Source organism: Pseudomonas trutticola BRTCR10 (assembly GCF_056155105.1).
In genome coordinates this window covers 4916017-4934126 of sequence record NZ_CM149552.1, presented here as the reverse complement: position 1 = coordinate 4934126, position 18110 = coordinate 4916017, and the positions used below count along the sequence as shown (strand labels likewise).

Here is an 18110-nt window from a genome sequence, read left to right as displayed (position 1 = left end):
GCCGCGTCGGGTTGGGTGCGGCCATTAATCCCCAGGCCGCGGAACCCTTAACGAACGCCAACCCGTTGTAGGCCATAAGGCCTCGAACTCGTCTTCCGTCTCGGCGATTTGCTGGCGCCAGAGTCGCGGTGCATCCAGCCTGGCTCCACGTACTTGTGCGTAGTCTGCAAGTCGTTTGCGCGCCACCTCCGATAACGGGTTGCCGCTGAAGTCGAAGTCGGCAGTCAGTCGGTGGTCACCGCGCAAAAACTCGATCGGCAACTCAATGATCGCGTTGTTGGATAGATCGGCGTGAGTGAGCGTGATCCTTTCGAACAGCGCCGGCCATGTCTCGGTGAGTCCGGTATTGCTCAGATCAAGGTGAGTCAGTTGCTGCATGCGACTGATGTCCGGCGCCCGTCCCAACGGATTGTTGCGCAAGTTCAAATTGCCCAGCTCTTCAAGGGCGCCGAGTGCGGTCGCGGCTTCTTCCGTCAGGCTGATGTTGCATTCGGGCAGATTCAGCAGCGTGAGTTGCTTCAGGCCAAAAACCTCGGCGGGAATACTGCCCAGTTCAAAGCCGCGCATTTTCAGGCTCTGCAGATTGGGGAAGTGGCCGAGCCAGCCATCGGCTTTTGGTGCAATCGCTGCGGTGCTGGTCAGATCCAGCTCGAGGATATGCCCGAAGTCTGCTTGCAAGGCTGGCAGGTCACCGATGAACGACATCTCCAGATTCAAGACGAATTCCGACTGTGTTGCTGATGACTTGCGCCGCCAGGCGTCTTCCAGGCGGCTCTTCACCTGCATTCTTTTGTACTGCTCCTGCAGCAGTGGCTCTGTCTCCAGGGGGAGCTGTGTGACGGGATCAGACACGGCGGCATTCATCCAGCTTTCAAGTTCGCTGATGAGGCTGTTCAGTTCGGTTTTTCGACGCGCCAGCTCAAGGCGTCCGTCGGCCAATGTGCTGGGCAGACCGTAGACCAGATCGCTGGCCTGGGTTTCGGACAGATGCGGGTACAGCGCTTGTGCGAGCTCAATATCTGGTTGTTCGGCCAGTACGCAAAGATCGCTGCCGGTACGTTGGTAATAGGCCTTGATCTGCTCGCGGGTCGCTGGCGACAGCGGGTTATTGTCAAGATCAATGCCTTTGCTGATGGAGTCGGGAAGGTTGAAGAGCGTGTCAGGCAGCTCGGTTATCCGGTTGTCGTTCAATAACGCGGTCTGGAGGTCAGCAAGCTGCATCAGGCCGGTTGGGACACTATCGATCCCGGTTCCGGCAAGGTCGAGGTAACTCAGCGCCTTGAGTGGGGAGAGGTCGGGCGCCACGGCAAGTGGATTGTGGTACAGGTCAAGCCCCACCAGGCGTGGCAAACCCGCCAGTGCGACTTGCGCCTGAGCGTCGAAGACCACGCCGCATTTGCTCAGCACCAGAGTCTGGAGCTGGGGCATGCGGGTCAGCGCCTGCGGCAAGCGGCCCAAGGCAAAGTCGCGCATTTCCAGGCCAGTCAAACCCGGGAAACAGTTCAAGAAGGCGTCGGGGACGTTCTGCGTCGATTTGCCCTGCAGCGACAATTGCGTGACATGGCTGAAGTCCGCCGACAACGCCGGCAGATCACCGTTGAACGTCAGATCTGCGATAAACGTATTGGAGCGCAACTCCAGATTGTCAGCTCGCCGCTGACGCCAGAACTGCTGCAGTTTGCTGCTGAACTCGTTTCTGGCGCTGCGTTCGCTGGCCATGTCGTCTGCGCTGATCGCCTGGCCGGTTTGTGGGTCATGCTCGGTAATAGCTCGCGTCCAGGCATCGAGCTCGCGGTTCATCCGGGCGATTTCACCTTCCCATTGCAGCAGTTGGGCACGACCGGCATCCAGTGTGCCCGGCAGGGAGTAGAGCATGTGGCTGGCGTCGCCATCTTGCAGTGCCGGAAAAAGTGCGCGTGCCCGGGCGAGGTCGGCGGGATCGGCCGAAACACCAAGATCGCAGGCGTGCTCAAGGTAAAACGCCTTGATCCGCTCACGACTGGCTGCCGACAGCGGGTTGCCATACAGATCGACGCCGTCGGCCAGATCGAGGTCAATCTGAAAAAATGCTGCAGGCAATTCAGTGATGCGGTTGCTGTCGAGCAGGGCGGTTCTGAGATTGGGATGATCAGCCAGACCGTTGGGCAGGTCGGCGATGCTGCAGTTGGACAGACGTACGTCATTGAGTCTCGGCATGGTCGCCAGATCGGGCGCCAGGCCCAGCGGGTTTTGACTCAGATCCAGGCGTTCAAGCTCGGTCAGCGATGTCAGCGTATTCTGGCCTTCGGCGGTCAGGGTGATCTGACAATTGTGCAGGTTCAGATCTTTGAGTTCCGTCATGCGGCCAATGGATGTGGGCAGTTCGGACAGCTCGAAATCGCGCATCTCGAGTGTTTGCGCGTTTGGAAACAGATCGAGAAACGACTCGACGCCTTGTAGCGCAGGATTGCCCCTGAGGGCCAGATCCGAGACGTGGCTGAAATCCACTGTGAGCACGGGCATCTCGCCCATGAACGGCAAAGCCGTGGATAAATCCGTATCGCGTGCCCCGGAAATAGCCGAACGATGAGCCCAGAACTCCTCCAGCTTTTGTTTGAAGTTCAAGCGGATCGCGTACTGGTCGAACACTTCAACGGCTGTGAGGACTTCGCCAGTGACGGGATTATGGATGGGAACCTGAGACGCCCATGTGGCGAGTTGGGCTTTCATTGTGTCGAATTCGGCTTGCCAGCGATCGAGATGGAGATGGCCATCGTTCAGGGTGCCGGGCAAGTCATAGATCATGTCGCTGGCCTCTTGCGCATCCAGCGAGGGGAACAGTTTTCGGGCCAGGGCAATGTCCGCCGCGTCGGCCAGCACTTCGAAGTCGTTGCCGTGCTTGCGGTAGTAGGTTTTTATCTGTTCGCGGGTTTCTGGCGTTAACGGGTTGTCGGCAAAGTCGAAGCCGTCGCTGCGATTGGAGGGTAGCTCGAACAGGGCTGCGGGCAGCTCGGTGAAGGCGTTGCCACTGAAGATCATTGTGCGCAAGTGCGGGTGATCGGTGACACCGCCGGGCAATGTCGACAGACCCGTGTTGGCCACATCGAGATAAGTCAGTTGGGGAAGCAGGTTGAGGTCGGGCAGCGTGCCTAGCGGGTTGTTGCTCAGTTCGAGTGTTTCCAGATGGGGCATGGCGCAGAGTGCGTCCTGATTTTCCGGTGTCAGCACGACGGCGCAATCTTTCAGTTCCAATGTGTTCAGGCGCGGCAGGTGGATGATCGAGGTGGACACCGGCTCCAGATCGAAATGACGCAAATGCAACGCCTCCAGGTTTTGAAAACGCTGCAGAAATGCCGTCACGGATGAAGCGCTTTTATTGCCGGTCAGGCTCAGTTTGGAGACGTGGCTGAAATCGGCGGCCAGCGTTGGCATGTCGCCGGCGAACTGGACCTGTGCTTCCAGATGACTGCTGCGGACGCTGGGCCGATGCGCGTCTCTCGTGCCCCAGAATTGTTCCAGCGTCTGAGCGAATCGCTCGCGGTGCATGACTTCGCTGGCCTGTTCGTTGAGGTTCAGCAATTGACCGTTCGAGGGATTGCGTTTGGGGGTGTCGCGGCTCCATTGCGCGAGATCAGCTTTCATCTGACTGAGTTCGGCCTCCCATTGGGTCAATTGCGTGCGCCCTTGATCCAGCGTTCCCGGCAGTTGATAGAGCACGTCGGTAGCCTCGGCAGGCTCCAGTGTCGGAAACAGGGCAACCGTGCGTGTGACGTCGGCTTCTTCAGGCAGCACGCCAAAGTGTTTTGTGGTGCGCTGATAGTGGGCTTTCACGCGCTCACGTGACGCTGCGCTCAGCGGGTTATCGGCGAAATTGAACCCGTCACTGAGCAGACTATTGAGGGTAAACAGCGCGTCCGGTATTTCGGTGATGCGGTTGCCGGCAAATTTGCCGGTGACCAGGCGCGGGTGGTGTAACAGATTGGCGGGGGGGGCGGTGATACCGGTATTGGTCAGGTTGATGAAACGCAGCGATGTCATCGGCTGGATATCGGGCGATGTGCCCAGCGGGTTGTCCTGCAGATCGAGAAAAGTCAGCTCCGGCAGTGACGCCAGGAGAGTCTGGTCGGCAGCGCCAAGGCCCAGGCTGCAATCGCGCAGAATCAGGTGCCGCAGAATCGGCATGGCGGTGATCGCGGGTGGCAGCTGTGGCAAGTTGGCGCTTTGTACGTCGAGATACATCAGTTTGGGGAAGCGTTGTAAAAACGGTTCCAGGCCTCGGGTGGCTTTACTGCCATTGATTGTCAGCGTGGTGACATGGCTGAAGTCGGCGTCGAGTGAGGGCAGATGGCCAAGAATCGGATCGGTGATCTGCAGCATGTACCCGGCGGGTCCGCGGGTCTGTTTGCGCCAGCAACGCTGGATGAGGGATCTGAGCATCGAGCGACTTTGCAGGGCGGCGCGGCGCTGAGTCGGCGTCAACGGCAGACCGGTCTGCGGGTCGGTGAGCGGCACGTCGAGCGCCCAGAGGCGCAGGTCGTCACAGAGTTTTCGGTACTCGCGATCAAGGCGTGAGAGTTCGCCGCGCACTCCGCCGGGGAGCCCTTGGTGCTCGTCAATGAATGCCTGTATTTCGGCGAGCGAATCGCTGGGGTAAATCTCGCGTACTCTCTCTTCCAGCGTGCGCGGCGCCTCTCGGAACAAGGGGCGATAACCCTCGACACCGAGCAGGCGCAATGTATCGATCAGCGGTTCCGGCAGTGGCGGCTGGGCCATCGCCACCCGCAGTTCGCCGCGCTCCAGCGGATTTGCCCGAATCGCCTGTTTCAGTCTGCCGGCGTCGCCGATGTGCAGGTCCAGCGCCTGGCGCTCGGCATCCGGCAAGGCGCGGAGGACGCTGGAAAAGAAGTCGCCGTCGGCACTCAGTTCCTGGCCGCGATCGTCAAAGGGCTGATAGCGGCCATCGGCTTTCGCACCAGTACTTTTTGCTCGCGGGCCTGGGCGGGCCCGGTGCTGTCGAGCATCGGGCCTTCATAAAAACCGTCACGTATCTCGATGCGCACTTGTCCGCTCCAGCCGGGCAAACGTTGCAGGCTGTGCAGCGCGAGGGTGTCGGTATCCGCATTGCTCACGGAGTCCAGTTCCAGGCCTTCATAGGCGCGGCTGATGCGTACTTGCTGACTGGCCTGCTGCACCAGTTGCTGCTGACGCTCGGGCAGTTGCCCTTCGCTGATGCTCAGCAGCTCTGCGGTGTTGGCGGTGTCGAGCAATTCGCGGGTGACGCTGGCCGGTAGCAGCGGCTCATAGTGGCGGATCGGTGCGGCCAGCGGATCGGCGGTGGTCTCCAGTTGCTGGTAGCGGGATTCGAACATGGCGCAGCGGTGTTGCCGCGCGAATTGACTCAGTTGTCTGCGAAGTGCCTGCGTGCGCACATCGAGCGCAAGCGTCGGGCCACCGAACGATTCTCCCAGCAGACCTTTGACGTCTTGCTCATCAAGGGACTCAAGCAAGTTCTTCAGCAAGTCAGCGTCTTGCGCGCTGTTCTGGCGAACGGTGATCGCCGGCAGCGCTTCGTCACTGGATGATTGCCAGATCAGCTCGCCCTGGCTGTTTAAGTAACACAGGCGTTTGCCGCTCGGCCATGCGCCGTGTTCTGTCAGCAGTTGCAGTTGCGTCAGGGGATCGGCATCGCGGTAATGCTCGGCGCTGTCCAGTTGCTCGATGAAGACTTGTAGATCCTGATCGATCTTGAAGCGTTTGATGGTATCGGCCAGCAGGGGCGGTACGGACTCCTGATCAATGTGCATTTTGCGCAGGGCGTCTTCGTTATAGCCGCTGACGTGCAAAATGCGTTCTTGCTGAGCCGGTTCGAAAGATTCGACCGAATGGCCGATCCGGCGCAAGGCCGTGGGTTGGTCCCAGGCTAGCGGCTGTTCGAGTTCGCTGTGCCAGGCGCCTTCGCCGTTGTGTCGCAACAACGGTTTGTAAGCCTCGGGGCGCGTAGGGTGCTCAATGCGGAACTGACCGGGAATCGAGTCTTCACTGACCGCGAAGTGTGCGTCTTCCAGCGCCAACAGGTGTTTGCCCTGATGCGGACGCAGGCCGCGCGCGTCTGGCCGTGAGTCTGGCGCGGGAGGGGCGTTGTGCTCGTAGCGGGTCAGGTCCGGCTCCCAGTAACGGGGAGGGCCGCCGGGCCGTTCCACGGGTTTGAAGCGGTCGATGAACGTGACGATTTCCTTGGGCAGAACCTTGCGGTATTCGCCCATGCCGATCATGCCGCCTGCGGCAAAGGCACCCAGTTGAACCAGGGATTCGACCGTGCCCATCAGGTGTTCGAGCGCCTCACTGGTTTTCGCCTGCGTCCAGTCGATGATGCCTTCGAACGCCTCGTTGAGCAGTTGATAGGCCATGTAACTCATCATCAACTCGCCCAGCCCGGGCACGAATGGCGCAATCACGAAAGCGGCTGTTTCGATGATGGAGGTCGCGATATTGACCAGAGAATCCCAGCGTGCCCAACGGGCTCTGCTGTCGACCGTTGCGGTGGGGATGGCGATCACTTTCGCGTCGTTGAGAATCTTGTTCAGTTTTGCCTGATACGAATGTCGCCACAGTTCAGCAGGGATCGCTGCGCTGACCAGTTGCAAGTCGGGTTGGGCGATGGGCTCCTCTCGCCACGCGGGTAGGGAGCTGCCAGGTTCGGGTTTGTGCCATTTGATGCGCACCAGGCGTTGCTGCAGGTCGGCAAAGAAGAAACCGCTGCGTTCCTGATCGATAAACCGGCTGAAGAAGCGCTGATAGTCTTTCGTACGCAACTGGCGGGTGAGTTCGGCTTCCATGGCGGCCGAGGAAGCGTACTCCTTGATCGGGTGCTCCGGGTCATCCGGGACGTAGGCAACAACCCGGCTGATGTGCCGGGGCGTGTAGGCATCCGGAGCGAAGACCAGAATCCCGGTCAGCGGTGCCGCCATCATCGACACGTCGTGACACAGCAGAGTCTGGCCGTCGAGCCGCATGCCCTGCACGCCATCGAGCAAGCCGTTGATCAGGCGAAAGCAGTTCTCGCTGAGGTCGCCACTCATGCGGGCCCATTGCAGGGCGGCTTTGAGTGCCGCTTGCTGGCTCGTGGTCACTCTCCGTTGCAGTGCCGCAGCAGTGGCCGGATCGTTGAAGCCGAGATGTTTTTTCAGATAAGTCTGGTATTGAGCGCCAATGTCCAGCGCTCTGCACAGCTTGATGAAGGCGCTGATGCTCAGCTTGCTGTTGATCGCAGGCAGCGTTTCGAACTGCCCGCTGGCGGACGGTTGGGTGATGAAGGTGGATTCGCGCTCATAGGCGTCATCTTTGGTTTCGGCGTCTTCGAAGTTGTGCAGTGCCGCGTCGAGTAACGAGACCGTCCAGGCGCGAGCTGCGCCGGTTTTGATCGCAAACCATGGCGTCGTGGCGGGAACGTAGAGGCGCAGAAAGGTCTTGCTGACATCCAGATCCAGACCGCATGCGGTTTTCAGGGCTGCTTTGAGCAGCGGTTCGGCGAAGGCGTTGACGTCTTGCAGGTGTTTGAGTTGTTGATCAACCTCACTCTGAGCGCGCCAGTGTGCGGCTCCAAGCGCCTGCAGTTGCTGGTGTTGCCCGACTGGCGCAGCCTGCAGCGAGGCCGGCAGTGCGGGCTGACTGCTGCGCAGGGCCAGGCGTACGCGGGGCGAGGCTGTGCCGAGCCAGTCGGGAATGGTATTGACCAGGTGCAAGTAGTGTTCGTCGGGATGTTGCGCGTCGCTCGTGTCGATCGGGGCTGCCGGTTGCTGTCCTTCGGGCAATTGCATGTGCCATTCCTTTAGCGTTGGAAGAGCTGACAGCAAACCAGCCAGTGGCGATCAACGTGCGGTACATATTTATGCCGGTGACAACCGGCTGAATTGATATCCTGCGCGGCCTGCCGCAAATCGCCGATGCCGGTTTAAACTGCGCCTTTGCGACGCTATATGTCGCATTGCCGTAAACCCGGGAAAATCCGGGGTTTGCGCTATAAGAAGTTGTCGCTTGGCGACAAGGCCGGGCTGAAAACTGTCCTTACAATCCCCCCATCGCTCGCCAGTTTCAGGCGGGTGGCCCTCATCAGGAGACTCCGATGTCCGTTGAGCACGCTGCGGTAGAACGCGCCGATTTCGACCAGGTTATGGTTCCCAACTACGCGCCTGCCGCTTTCATACCGGTGCGTGGCGCCGGTTCCCGTGTCTGGGACCAGAGCGGCCGCGAGCTGATCGACTTCGCCGGCGGCATCGCCGTCAACGTATTGGGCCACGCGCATCCGGCGCTGGTCGGTGCCTTGACCGAGCAAGCGAACAAGTTGTGGCACGTTTCCAACGTGTTCACCAACGAGCCGGCCCTGCGTCTGGCGCACAAGCTGATCGACGCCACGTTCGCCGAGCGCGTGTTCTTCTGCAACTCCGGCGCCGAAGCCAACGAGGCCGCGTTCAAGCTGGCCCGTCGCGTGGCGTTCGATCGTTTCGGCAGCGAGAAGTACGAAATCATCGCCGCACTGAACAGCTTCCACGGACGCACTCTGTTCACCGTTAACGTCGGTGGCCAGTCGAAGTATTCCGACGGTTTCGGTCCGAAAATCACCGGCATCACCCACGTTCCGTACAACGATCTGGCAGCACTGAAAGCCGCCGTTTCCGATAAGACTTGCGCAGTGGTTCTGGAGCCGATCCAGGGCGAGGGCGGCGTCCTGCCGGCCGAACTGGCTTACCTGCAAGGTGCCCGTGAACTGTGCGACGCGAACAACGCGTTGCTGGTGTTCGACGAAGTGCAGACCGGCATGGGGCGTACCGGCCACCTGTTCGCCTACCAGCATTACGGCGTGATCCCGGACATCCTCACCAGCGCCAAGAGCCTGGGCGGCGGTTTCCCGATCGCGGCCATGCTGACCACCGAAGCGCTGGCCAAGCATCTGGTCGTCGGCACCCACGGCACCACTTACGGCGGTAACCCGCTGGCGTGTGCCGTCGCCGAAGCGGTGATCGACGTGATCAACACCCCTGAAGTGCTGAGCGGCGTCAATGCCAAGCACGACAAATTCAAGACCCGTCTGCAGCAGATCGGCGAGAAGTACGGCCTGTTCACTCAGGTGCGTGGTCTCGGTCTGCTGATCGGTTGCGTGCTTAGCGAAGCCTGGAAAGGCAAGGCCAAGGACATCTTCAACGCCGCTGAAAAAGAAGGCCTGATGATTCTGCAGGCCGGCCCGGACGTGATCCGTTTCGCGCCGAGCCTGGTGGTGGAAGACGCCGATATCGATGCCGGTCTGGACCGCTTCGAACGCGCTGCCGCAAAACTGACGCAAGCCTGATAGACCTTTCGACGCCTGGAGTTTTTCAGGCGTCGATCAAAATTTTATGCCGGACCCGCTCAACTGTAGGAGTGAGCCTGCTCGCGATTACGGTGTGTCAGTCGACTCATTGGTTTCTGACAGACCGCAATCGCGAGCAGGCTCACTCCTACAAGGTCCGGTGTTTTTTCTTCTGCAAATTTATAAGAGAAAAGGAGTGACACCATGCTGGTGATGCGCCCTGCGCAAATGGCTGATCTGGGCGAGGTACAGCGTCTGGCTGCGGACAGCCCGATTGGTGTCACTTCCTTGCCGGATGACGTGGAACGTCTGAGCGACAAGATCGCTGCGAGCGAAGCCTCGTTTGCCGCCGAAGTGAGCTTCAATGGTGAGGAGAGCTATTTCTTTGTCCTCGAAGACACCGCCACCGGCAAACTGGTCGGTTGCTCGGCCATTGTCGCTTCGGCCGGTTATTCCGAGCCGTTCTACAGCTTCCGCAACGAGACCTTCGTCCACGCCTCCCGCGAGCTGAAGATCCACAACAAGATCCACGTGCTTTCGCAGTGCCACGACCTGACCGGCAACAGCTTGCTGACCAGTTTCTACGTGCAGCGCGAACTGGTGGGGTCGCCGTGGTCCGAGCTCAACTCCCGTGGCCGTCTGTTGTTCGTTGCCAGCCACCCCGAGCGTTTCGCCGATTCGGTGGTGACCGAGATCGTCGGTTACAGCGACGAGAATGGCGACTCGCCGTTCTGGGACGCCATCGGGCGCAACTTCTTCGACCTCAACTACGCCGCGGCCGAGCGTCTGTGCGGTCTCAAGAGCCGTACGTTCCTCGCCGAACTGATGCCGCATTACCCGATCTATGTGCCGCTGCTGCCGGATTCCGCTCAAGAAGCGATGGGCCAGGTGCACCCGCGTGCGCAGATCACCTTCGACATCCTGATGCGCGAAGGCTTCGAGACCGATCACTACATCGACATTTTCGACGGCGGTCCGACCCTGCATGCACGTGTTTCGGGGATCCGTTCGATCGCCCAGAGCCGGGTGGTGCCGGTGAAGATCGGCGAGCATGTCAAAGGTGCCGGGCGCCAGTATCTGGTGGCCAATGCGCAGTTGCAGGATTACCGCGCCGTGCTGCTTGAACTGGATTACGCGCCGGGCAAACCGGTGACTCTGGATCTGGAAGCGGCCGAAGCCCTGGGCGTCGGTGAAGGTGCCAGCGTGCGCCTGGTGGCGGTTTAACGCCTTAGCGAGTTTCACGGGTGGCGAGAGCGGCCCGTTTGAGGAGATAGCATGATTGTTCGTCCCGTACGCAGCAGCGATTTATCCGCGCTGATCGAGCTGGCCCGCAGCACCGGCACCGGCCTGACCACCTTGCCGGCCAACGAAGAACGCCTGGCGCATCGGGTCGGCTGGGCCGAGAAGACCTTTCGCGGTGAGGCCGGCCGTGGCGATACCGACTACCTGTTCGTGCTCGAAGACGACGACGGTCGCGTGGTGGGGATTTCCGCCATTGCCGGCGCAGTCGGTCTGCGTGAGCCTTGGTACAACTTCCGTGTCGGCCTGACCGTCAGCGCCTCGCAGGAGTTGAACATCTATCGCGAGATTCCGACGCTGTTCCTCGCCAACGACCTGACCGGCAACTCCGAACTGTGCTCGCTGTTCCTCCACGCCGATTACCGCAACGGCCTCAACGGCCGCATGTTGTCGAAGGCGCGGATGCTGTTCATCGCCGAGTTCCCTGAGCTGTTCGGCAACAAGATCATCGCCGAGATGCGTGGTGTGTCCGATGAAGCCGGGCGCTCGCCGTTCTGGGAAAGCCTGGGCCGGCATTTCTTCAAGATGGAATTCAGCCAGGCCGATTACCTGACCGGTGTCGGCAACAAGGCTTTCATCGCTGAACTGATGCCGAAGTTTCCGCTGTACACCTGCTTCCTGTCCGAGGATGCGCGAGGCGTGATCGGCCAGGTGCACCCGGACACCGAGCCCGCGCTGGCGATGCTCAAGAGCGAAGGTTTCAGCTATCAGGGTTACGTCGACATCTTTGACGCCGGCCCGGCCATCGAATGCGAAACCAGCAAGATCCGCGCAGTGCGTGACAGTGAAGCGCTGGTGCTGGCCGTGGGGACGCCGGGCGACGACGCCACGCCGTTCATCATCCATAACCGCAAGCGCGAAGACTGCCGCATCACTGCTGCGCCGGCCCGTCTGGCCGCCGGTACTTTGGTCGTTGATCCACTGACCGCCAAACGTCTTCAACTCAACGCGGGCGATCAAGTGCGTGCCGTAGCGTTGTCCGCTGCACGGGAGTCGAAATAATGAATTCGCTATACATCGCAGGTGAGTGGTTGGCCGGTCAGGGCGAGGCTTTTCAATCGCTGAACCCGGTGACCCAGCAAGTGCTGTGGTCGGGGGAGGGCGCCACTGCCGCTCAGGTCGAATCCGCCGTGCAAGCAGCACGTCAGGCATTTCCGGGTTGGGCACGTCGTACCCTGGAAGAACGCATCAGCGTCCTCGAAGCGTTCGCTGCCGCCCTGAAAAACCACGCCGACGAACTGGCCCGCACCATTGGCGAAGAGACCGGCAAGCCGCTGTGGGAAGCCGCGACCGAAGTGACCAGCATGGTCAACAAAATCGCGATTTCGGTGCAGAGCTACCGCGAGCGTACCGGCGAGAAGAGCGGCCCATTGGGCGACGCCACCGCCGTGTTGCGCCACAAGCCGCACGGCGTGGTGGCGGTATTCGGGCCTTATAACTTCCCTGGCCACTTGCCGAACGGTCACATCGTGCCGGCGCTGCTGGCCGGTAACAGCGTGTTGTTCAAACCAAGCGAGCTGACCCCGAAAGTCGCCGAGCTGACGGTCAAGTGCTGGATCGAGGCCGGTCTGCCGGCGGGCGTGTTGAACCTGCTGCAAGGCGCGCGTGAAACCGGTATCGCCCTGGCGGCGAACCCGGGCATCGACGGTCTGTTCTTCACCGGCTCCAGCCGTACCGGCAATCATCTGCACCAGCAATTCGCCGGGCGTCCGGACAAGATTCTGGCGTTGGAAATGGGCGGCAACAATCCGCTGGTGGTCGATCAGGTCGCTGATCTGGATGCGGCGGTCTACACGATTATTCAGTCGGCATTCATCTCGGCGGGTCAACGCTGCACCTGCGCGCGACGTCTGCTGGTGCCGCAAGGCGCGTGGGGCGACAGCTTGCTCAAGCGTCTGGTTGAGGTCTGCGCGACTATTGAAGTGGGTGCGTTCGATCAGCAACCGGCGCCATTCATGGGCTCGGTGATTTCCCTCGGCGCGGCGAAAGCGCTGATGGATGCCCAGGCGCATTTGCTGGCCAACGGCGCCGTGTCGCTGCTAGCGATGACTCAGCCGCAGGCGCAAGCCGCTCTGCTGACGCCGGGCATTGTCGATGTGACGGCGGTGGCCGAGCGCTCCGACGAAGAGCTGTTCGGGCCGTTGTTGCAAGTGTTCCGCTACGCCGATTTTGAAGCGGCGATTGTTGAAGCCAACAACACCGCTTTTGGTCTGGCCGCAGGTTTGTTGTCGGATTCCGAAGCACGTTACCAGCAGTTCTGGCTGGAAAGCCGCGCCGGCATCGTCAACTGGAACAAACAACTGACCGGTGCTGCGAGCAGCGCGCCGTTCGGCGGTGTCGGTGCTTCGGGCAACCATCGCGCCAGCGCTTACTACGCGGCGGATTACTGTGCGTACCCGGTGGCGTCGCTGGAAACGCCGAGCCTGGTGTTGCCTGCGGCTCTGACCCCAGGCGTGAAAATGGCGTGATGCCAATCGCTGGCAAGCCAGCTCCCACAGGGATTGAGGTGTACACAGAATCTGTGAACACCACCGAACTTGTGGGAGCTGGCTTGCCAGCGATGGCCGCAACGCGGTCGCACTGAACAGTTAGTTACTGAAGCCTATAACAACAGATTTTCGTGGAGCCTCGCTGATGAAATCCTATGAAGTCAATTTTGACGGTCTAGTGGGGCCGACCCATAACTACGGTGGTCTGTCCTACGGCAACGTTGCATCCCAGAGCAACAGCCAGCAGTCTTCGAATCCGAAGGAAGCGGCGCTGCAAGGTCTGGCGAAAATGAAAGCGCTGATGGAAATGGGCTTTCAGCAAGGCGTACTGGCGCCGCAAGAACGTCCGGACGTGGCCGCTCTGCGCCGTCTGGGTTTCAGTGGCACCGACGCGCAAGTGATCGAACGCGCCGCCAAAGAAGCCATGCCGCTGCTGGTCGCCAGTTGCTCGGCGTCGAGCATGTGGGTGGCCAACGCCGCCACGGTCAGCCCGAGTGCCGACACCGCTGACGGTCGCGTGCATTTCACCGCCGCCAACCTCAACTGCAAATACCACCGCAGCATCGAGCACCCGACCACCAGCCGCGTGCTCGGCGCGATGTTCGCCAATCAGCAGCACTTCGCCCACCACGCGGCATTGCCAGCGGTGGCGCAGTTCGGCGACGAAGGCGCGGCCAACCACACGCGTTTTTGCCGTGAGTACGGCGAGGCCGGCGTCGAGTTCTTCGTGTTCGGTCGCAGTGCGTTCGACAACCGTTATCCGGCGCCGCAGAAATATCCTGCGCGTCAGACCCTCGAAGCCTCGCAAGCGGTTGCCCGTCTGCACGGTCTGCGTGAGGACGGCGTGGTTTACGCCCAGCAGAACCCGGCCGTGATCGATCAGGGCGTGTTCCACAACGACGTGATCGCGGTGGGGAATGGCGAGGCGCTGTTCTATCACGAGGACGCGTTCCTCGACACCGAACAGATGCTCGCCGAACTGCAAGGCAAGCTGGCCAAGGTCGGCGGGAATTTCCAGTCGATCTGCGTGCCGCGTTCGGCGGTCACCGTGGATGACGCCGTGCGTTCGTACCTGTTCAACAGTCAGTTGCTGTCGCGCCCTGACGGTTCGATGCTGCTGATCGTGCCGCAAGAGTGCCAGGCCAACGAGCGCGTGTGGGCTTACCTGCAAAGCCTGACCAGCTCCGGCGGTCTGATCCGCGAAGTGAAGGTGTTCGACCTCAAGCAAAGCATGCAGAACGGCGGCGGCCCGGCGTGCCTGCGACTGCGCGTCGCGCTGAATGAAACGGAACTGGCGGCGGTCAACCCAGGCGTTATCATGACGGCCCCGTTATACGGTTCGTTGACCGCATGGGTTGAAAAGCACTACCGCGACCGCCTGAGCGAAACCGATCTGGCGGACCCGCAGTTGCTGCTTGAATGCCGGACGGCACTGGATGAACTGACGCAAATCCTTAAACTGGGCGCGGTTTATCCATTCCAGATCAATTGATGGCCGGCGCGCTGCCTGAACGCGGCGCACGGCTTGTCTCCCCAAGAGAGTAAAAACATGAGCGATTCCCTGCAGCTGATCCTTGAAGACACCGACGGCACGCAACTGCAAACCTCGTGCACCCGCGTCGCGGTCATGTGGCAAGGCAAAGAGCTGTGGATCCAGCAGGACGGCCGTGGCCAACTGCTGATCGGCGTGGACGTTGAAGAAGGTGACGCGGAATACGCCAACCTGCTGCTGCGCCCATTGGCGACTAATCTGGTAAGTCTGCAACTGGAAATGGAACCGGCTGACGTCGGCGACGACGAAGACCACGTGCACGGCCCGGATTGCAACCACGATCACTAAGGAAACCGCTCTATGCTCGCCCTCGGCAAACTGCTTGAACTGACCCTCGCCGGCCGCGAACCGGCGGAGAAGACTCAACTGACTGTCGAAGGCGTGCGCATGCGCTGGTTGAGCGAAGGGGCGCTGGAAGTCCGGCCCCCGGAAGCTCGCGACAATGGCCTGGATCTGCTGCTGTCGGCAGGCATTCATGGCAACGAAACAGCGCCGATCGAGTTGCTTGACCGGTTGCTGCACGACATCGCTCGTGGCGATCTGAAGCCACGCGCCCGCATTCTGTTCCTGTTCGGCAACCCCGAGGCGATTCGCAAAGGCGAGCGTTTCATCGAGCAGGACGTCAATCGGCTGTTCAATGGCCGTCATGAACAAACAAGCGGTTCTGAAGCCATACGCGCCTGTGAGCTGGAGCGGTTAGCGGCGAGTTTCTTCAGCCTGCCAAATCGCCAGCGTCTGCACTATGACTTGCACACGGCGATTCGCGGCTCGAAGATCGAACAGTTCGCCTTGTATCCGTGGAAAGAAGGTCGTCAGCATTCCCGCCGGGAACTGGCGCGTCTGCGTGCGGCGGGCATGGAAGCGGTGCTGTTGCAGAACAAGCCATCGATCGTGTTCAGCTCGTACACCTACGACAAGCTCGATGCCGAGTCCTTCACGCTGGAGTTAGGCAAGGCACGGCCGTTCGGGCAGAACGACGGGGTCAATGTATCGCTGCTGGAAACCCGTTTGAAGCAGATCATTGAAGGCAATGAGCCCGAAATGGCTGAAGCGCAGTTGGATGGTTTACAGCTATTCAGTGTGGCGCGGGAAATCATCAAGCACAGCGATGCCTTCCGCCTGAACCTGCCGCAGGATATCGAGAACTTTTCCGAGTTGGACGTGGGGTACGTGCTGGCCGAAGATCTGGCCAATACCCGTTGGGTCATTGAGGAGGAGGGCGCACGCATCATCTTCCCTAATCCCAAGGTCAAGAACGGCCTGCGCGCGGGCATCCTGATCGTGCCGACCAGCGACGAAAATCTCGCCTGAGCTGATCGCCATAAAACCCTGTGGGAGCGGGCTTGCCCGCGATGGCGTACGGTCAGTCGACATCTATCGCGACTGATACACCGCTATCGCGGGCAAGCCCGCTCCCACAGGGGATGAGTGAGACCAGAGATCTCACTCATTCTGTTTACACCGCTACAGCACGCGGCTCAGTGCGGCGCAACGCACGAACCTTCTGCAGCGTATCCGCGCACGTCTTCGCCGCTTCCTGACCCTTGTGTACAAAGTGTTCGAAGAAGAACTTCTGATGTTCTTCGCCGGCATGGAAGTGATGCGGGGTCAGGGACACCGAGAACACCGGCACTTCGGTTTCCAGCTGTACCTGCATCAGGCCACTGACCACCGATTGGGCGACGAACTCGTGACGGTAGATGCCGCCGTCCACGACGAGGGCTGCCGCGACGATACCTGCATAACGACCGGTCTTGGCCAGCAGTTTGGCGTGCAGGGGCATTTCAAAGGCGCCGCCGACTTCAAAGAAATCGATGTCCGATTCCTGATAACCCTGAACAAGCATTTCGGCGAGGAAGCCTTTGCGGCTCTGGTCGACGATTTCCTTGTGCCAGCAGGCCTGGATGAACGCAACGCGCTCGCCGTGTGGGTGTTTGCTTTTGCTGTCGATAGCGGTGGGTTGCATGTTCTGACTCCTGTTTGTGTGAAAAACAGGGCGTTATGAATCGAAAGGGATTCAAGGGTACGCACGAGCAGAAGCGCGCGGACGGCCCTTTGGCGTTAATCCCGTTCTCTCTTCATCCGGACTATGACCGTCGGCCCCGGAATCACACCGGGTCTGCTGACCTTGTCGCCGTCCACCGCCTAAGCCGTGTTCGTCACCAAGCGCTCGCGGGCTATGCGCATTGCACGCAATTACCGCCGGTGGGGAATTACACCCCGCCCTGAGAACGTTTACGCCGCCCTTTTTTCGGCGGCGCAGCGTTTTTAACACAGATTGTGTGTCTGTGCATTGCGCCTTTCTGATGATTGCTATCGAGTTTTCTGAACGCTGGTATGGTGTTTTCCTGCGCCAAGGGTTGATTAATCGGCGCAATGACCGCAGTAATTCACCTTCGTAAAGGGATTTTCCCTGCTGACTTTGAGGCCAGGTTCATGAGCGTTATCGATCTTCGCAGCGACACCGTCACTCAACCGACTCCCGCCATGCTCGACGCGATGACCGCGGCGGCCACCGGCGATGATGTGTATGGCGAAGATCCGACGGTCAATCGTCTGGAAGCCGAACTGGCAAAACGACTGGGTTTCGCCGCTGCGCTGTTCGTGCCGACCGGCACCATGAGCAACCTGCTCGGTTTGATGGCGCACTGCGAGCGCGGTGACGAGTACATCGTTGGCCAACAGGCGCACACCTATAAGTACGAGGGCGGCGGCGCAGCGGTGCTCGGTTCGATTCAGCCGCAGCCGCTGGAGGTGCAGGCCGACGGTTCGCTGGACCTGGATCAGGTTGCTGCTGCAATCAAACCGGATGACTTCCACTTCGCCCGGACTCGCCTGCTGGCGCTGGAAAACACCATGCAAGGCAAAGTGCTGCCGCTCGAATACTTGGCGCGAGCGCGCCAATTCACTCAGGACCACGGCCTGCAACTGCACTTGGACGGCGCTCGTTTGTACAACGCGGCGGTCAAGCTCGGGGTCGATGCGCGGGAAATCACCCAGTATTTCGATTCGGTGTCGGTGTGCCTGTCCAAAGGCCTTGGCGCGCCGGTTGGTTCGGTGCTGTGCGGCTCGGTCGAGTTGATCGGCAAGGCTCGCCGCCTGCGCAAAATGGTCGGCGGTGGTATGCGTCAGGCCGGTTTGCTGGCAGCAGCAGGGCTGTACGCGCTGGATCACAATATCGAGCGTCTGGCCGATGACCACGCCAACGCGCAGTTTCTGGCTGAAGGCTTGCGTGGTGCAGGCTTCAGTGTTGAGCCCGTACAGACCAACATGGTTTACGTGCAGATGGGCGACAAGGCCGAGGCGCTCAAGGCGTTTGCCGCCGAGCGCGGGATCAAATTGAGCGCTGCCGCCCGTCTGCGCATGGTCACGCACATGGACGTCAATCGCTCGCAAATCGAGCAAGTGATCGCGACATTCGTCGAGTTTTCGCGCAAGTGACAGCGTT

At 60.5% G+C, this 18110-nt stretch carries 11 protein-coding genes and 1 riboswitch; of the genes, 8 read left to right on the top strand and 3 right to left on the bottom strand.

Going from position 1 to position 18110, the window contains the following annotated elements; all coding sequences use genetic code 11:
* Nucleotides 1-24: 24 nt before the first annotated feature.
* On the bottom strand, nucleotides 25-4860 hold the full coding sequence (locus ACVVH8_RS22410) for a leucine-rich repeat domain-containing protein (protein ID WP_475226401.1): 4836 nt from the start codon (nucleotides 4858-4860) through the stop codon (nucleotides 25-27).
* 38 nt (nucleotides 4861-4898) lie between these two features.
* The gene (locus tag ACVVH8_RS22405) at nucleotides 4899-7796 is read right to left on the bottom strand and encodes a dermonecrotic toxin domain-containing protein (RefSeq protein WP_475226398.1); all 2898 of its coding nucleotides are present in this window, start codon (nucleotides 7794-7796) and stop codon (nucleotides 4899-4901) included.
* Between the two features lie 305 nt (nucleotides 7797-8101).
* Here ACVVH8_RS22405 and ACVVH8_RS22400 point away from each other — a divergent pair, with 305 nt between their 5' ends.
* The 7 genes from ACVVH8_RS22400 to astE all read left to right on the top strand — a co-directional run bounded on the left by ACVVH8_RS22400 (nucleotide 8102) and on the right by astE (nucleotide 15973).
* Nucleotides 8102-9322 carry an aspartate aminotransferase family protein gene (locus ACVVH8_RS22400; RefSeq protein WP_103304067.1) on the top strand — a complete coding sequence of 407 codons (1221 nt, stop codon included), beginning with the start codon at nucleotides 8102-8104 and terminating at the stop codon, nucleotides 9320-9322.
* 204 nt (nucleotides 9323-9526) lie between these two features.
* Complete coding sequence (gene aruF, locus ACVVH8_RS22395) at nucleotides 9527-10546, top strand: arginine/ornithine succinyltransferase subunit alpha (RefSeq protein WP_103304068.1); 1020 nt, start codon at nucleotides 9527-9529, stop codon at nucleotides 10544-10546.
* Nucleotides 10547-10597: 51 nt separating this feature from the next.
* Nucleotides 10598-11623, top strand: coding sequence for an arginine N-succinyltransferase (astA, locus tag ACVVH8_RS22390; protein WP_315448645.1), 1026 nt, complete (start codon nucleotides 10598-10600; stop codon nucleotides 11621-11623).
* Nucleotides 11620-13089 carry a succinylglutamate-semialdehyde dehydrogenase gene (gene astD, locus ACVVH8_RS22385; RefSeq protein WP_475231220.1) on the top strand — a complete coding sequence of 490 codons (1470 nt, stop codon included), beginning with the start codon at nucleotides 11620-11622 and terminating at the stop codon, nucleotides 13087-13089. The genes astA and astD overlap by 4 nt, the downstream gene beginning before the upstream one ends.
* 166 nt (nucleotides 13090-13255) lie before the next feature.
* Nucleotides 13256-14602, top strand: a complete 1347-nt coding sequence (gene astB / locus ACVVH8_RS22380; RefSeq protein ID WP_103304071.1) for an N-succinylarginine dihydrolase — start codon at nucleotides 13256-13258, stop codon at nucleotides 14600-14602.
* Between the two features lie 57 nt (nucleotides 14603-14659).
* Nucleotides 14660-14950: a hypothetical protein gene (locus tag ACVVH8_RS22375; protein ID WP_016983958.1), complete on the top strand. Its 291-nt coding sequence runs from the start codon at nucleotides 14660-14662 to the stop codon at nucleotides 14948-14950.
* A 12-nt stretch (nucleotides 14951-14962) separates the two neighbouring features.
* The gene (astE, locus tag ACVVH8_RS22370) at nucleotides 14963-15973 is read left to right on the top strand and encodes a succinylglutamate desuccinylase (protein ID WP_475226396.1); all 1011 of its coding nucleotides are present in this window, start codon (nucleotides 14963-14965) and stop codon (nucleotides 15971-15973) included.
* 145 nt (nucleotides 15974-16118) lie between these two features.
* On the opposite strand, the gene ACVVH8_RS22365 is transcribed toward astE, so the two are convergent.
* Nucleotides 16119-16628, bottom strand: coding sequence for a 6,7-dimethyl-8-ribityllumazine synthase (locus tag ACVVH8_RS22365; protein WP_315448650.1), 510 nt, complete (start codon nucleotides 16626-16628; stop codon nucleotides 16119-16121).
* Between the two features lie 99 nt (nucleotides 16629-16727).
* Nucleotides 16728-16899: riboswitch (FMN riboswitch) on the bottom strand.
* Between the two features lie 199 nt (nucleotides 16900-17098).
* On the opposite strand from ACVVH8_RS22365, the gene ltaE reads away from it, so the two are divergent.
* Nucleotides 17099-18103 carry a low-specificity L-threonine aldolase gene (gene ltaE / locus ACVVH8_RS22360; RefSeq protein WP_475226392.1) on the top strand — a complete coding sequence of 335 codons (1005 nt, stop codon included), beginning with the start codon at nucleotides 17099-17101 and terminating at the stop codon, nucleotides 18101-18103.
* Nucleotides 18104-18110: the final 7 nt, after the last annotated feature.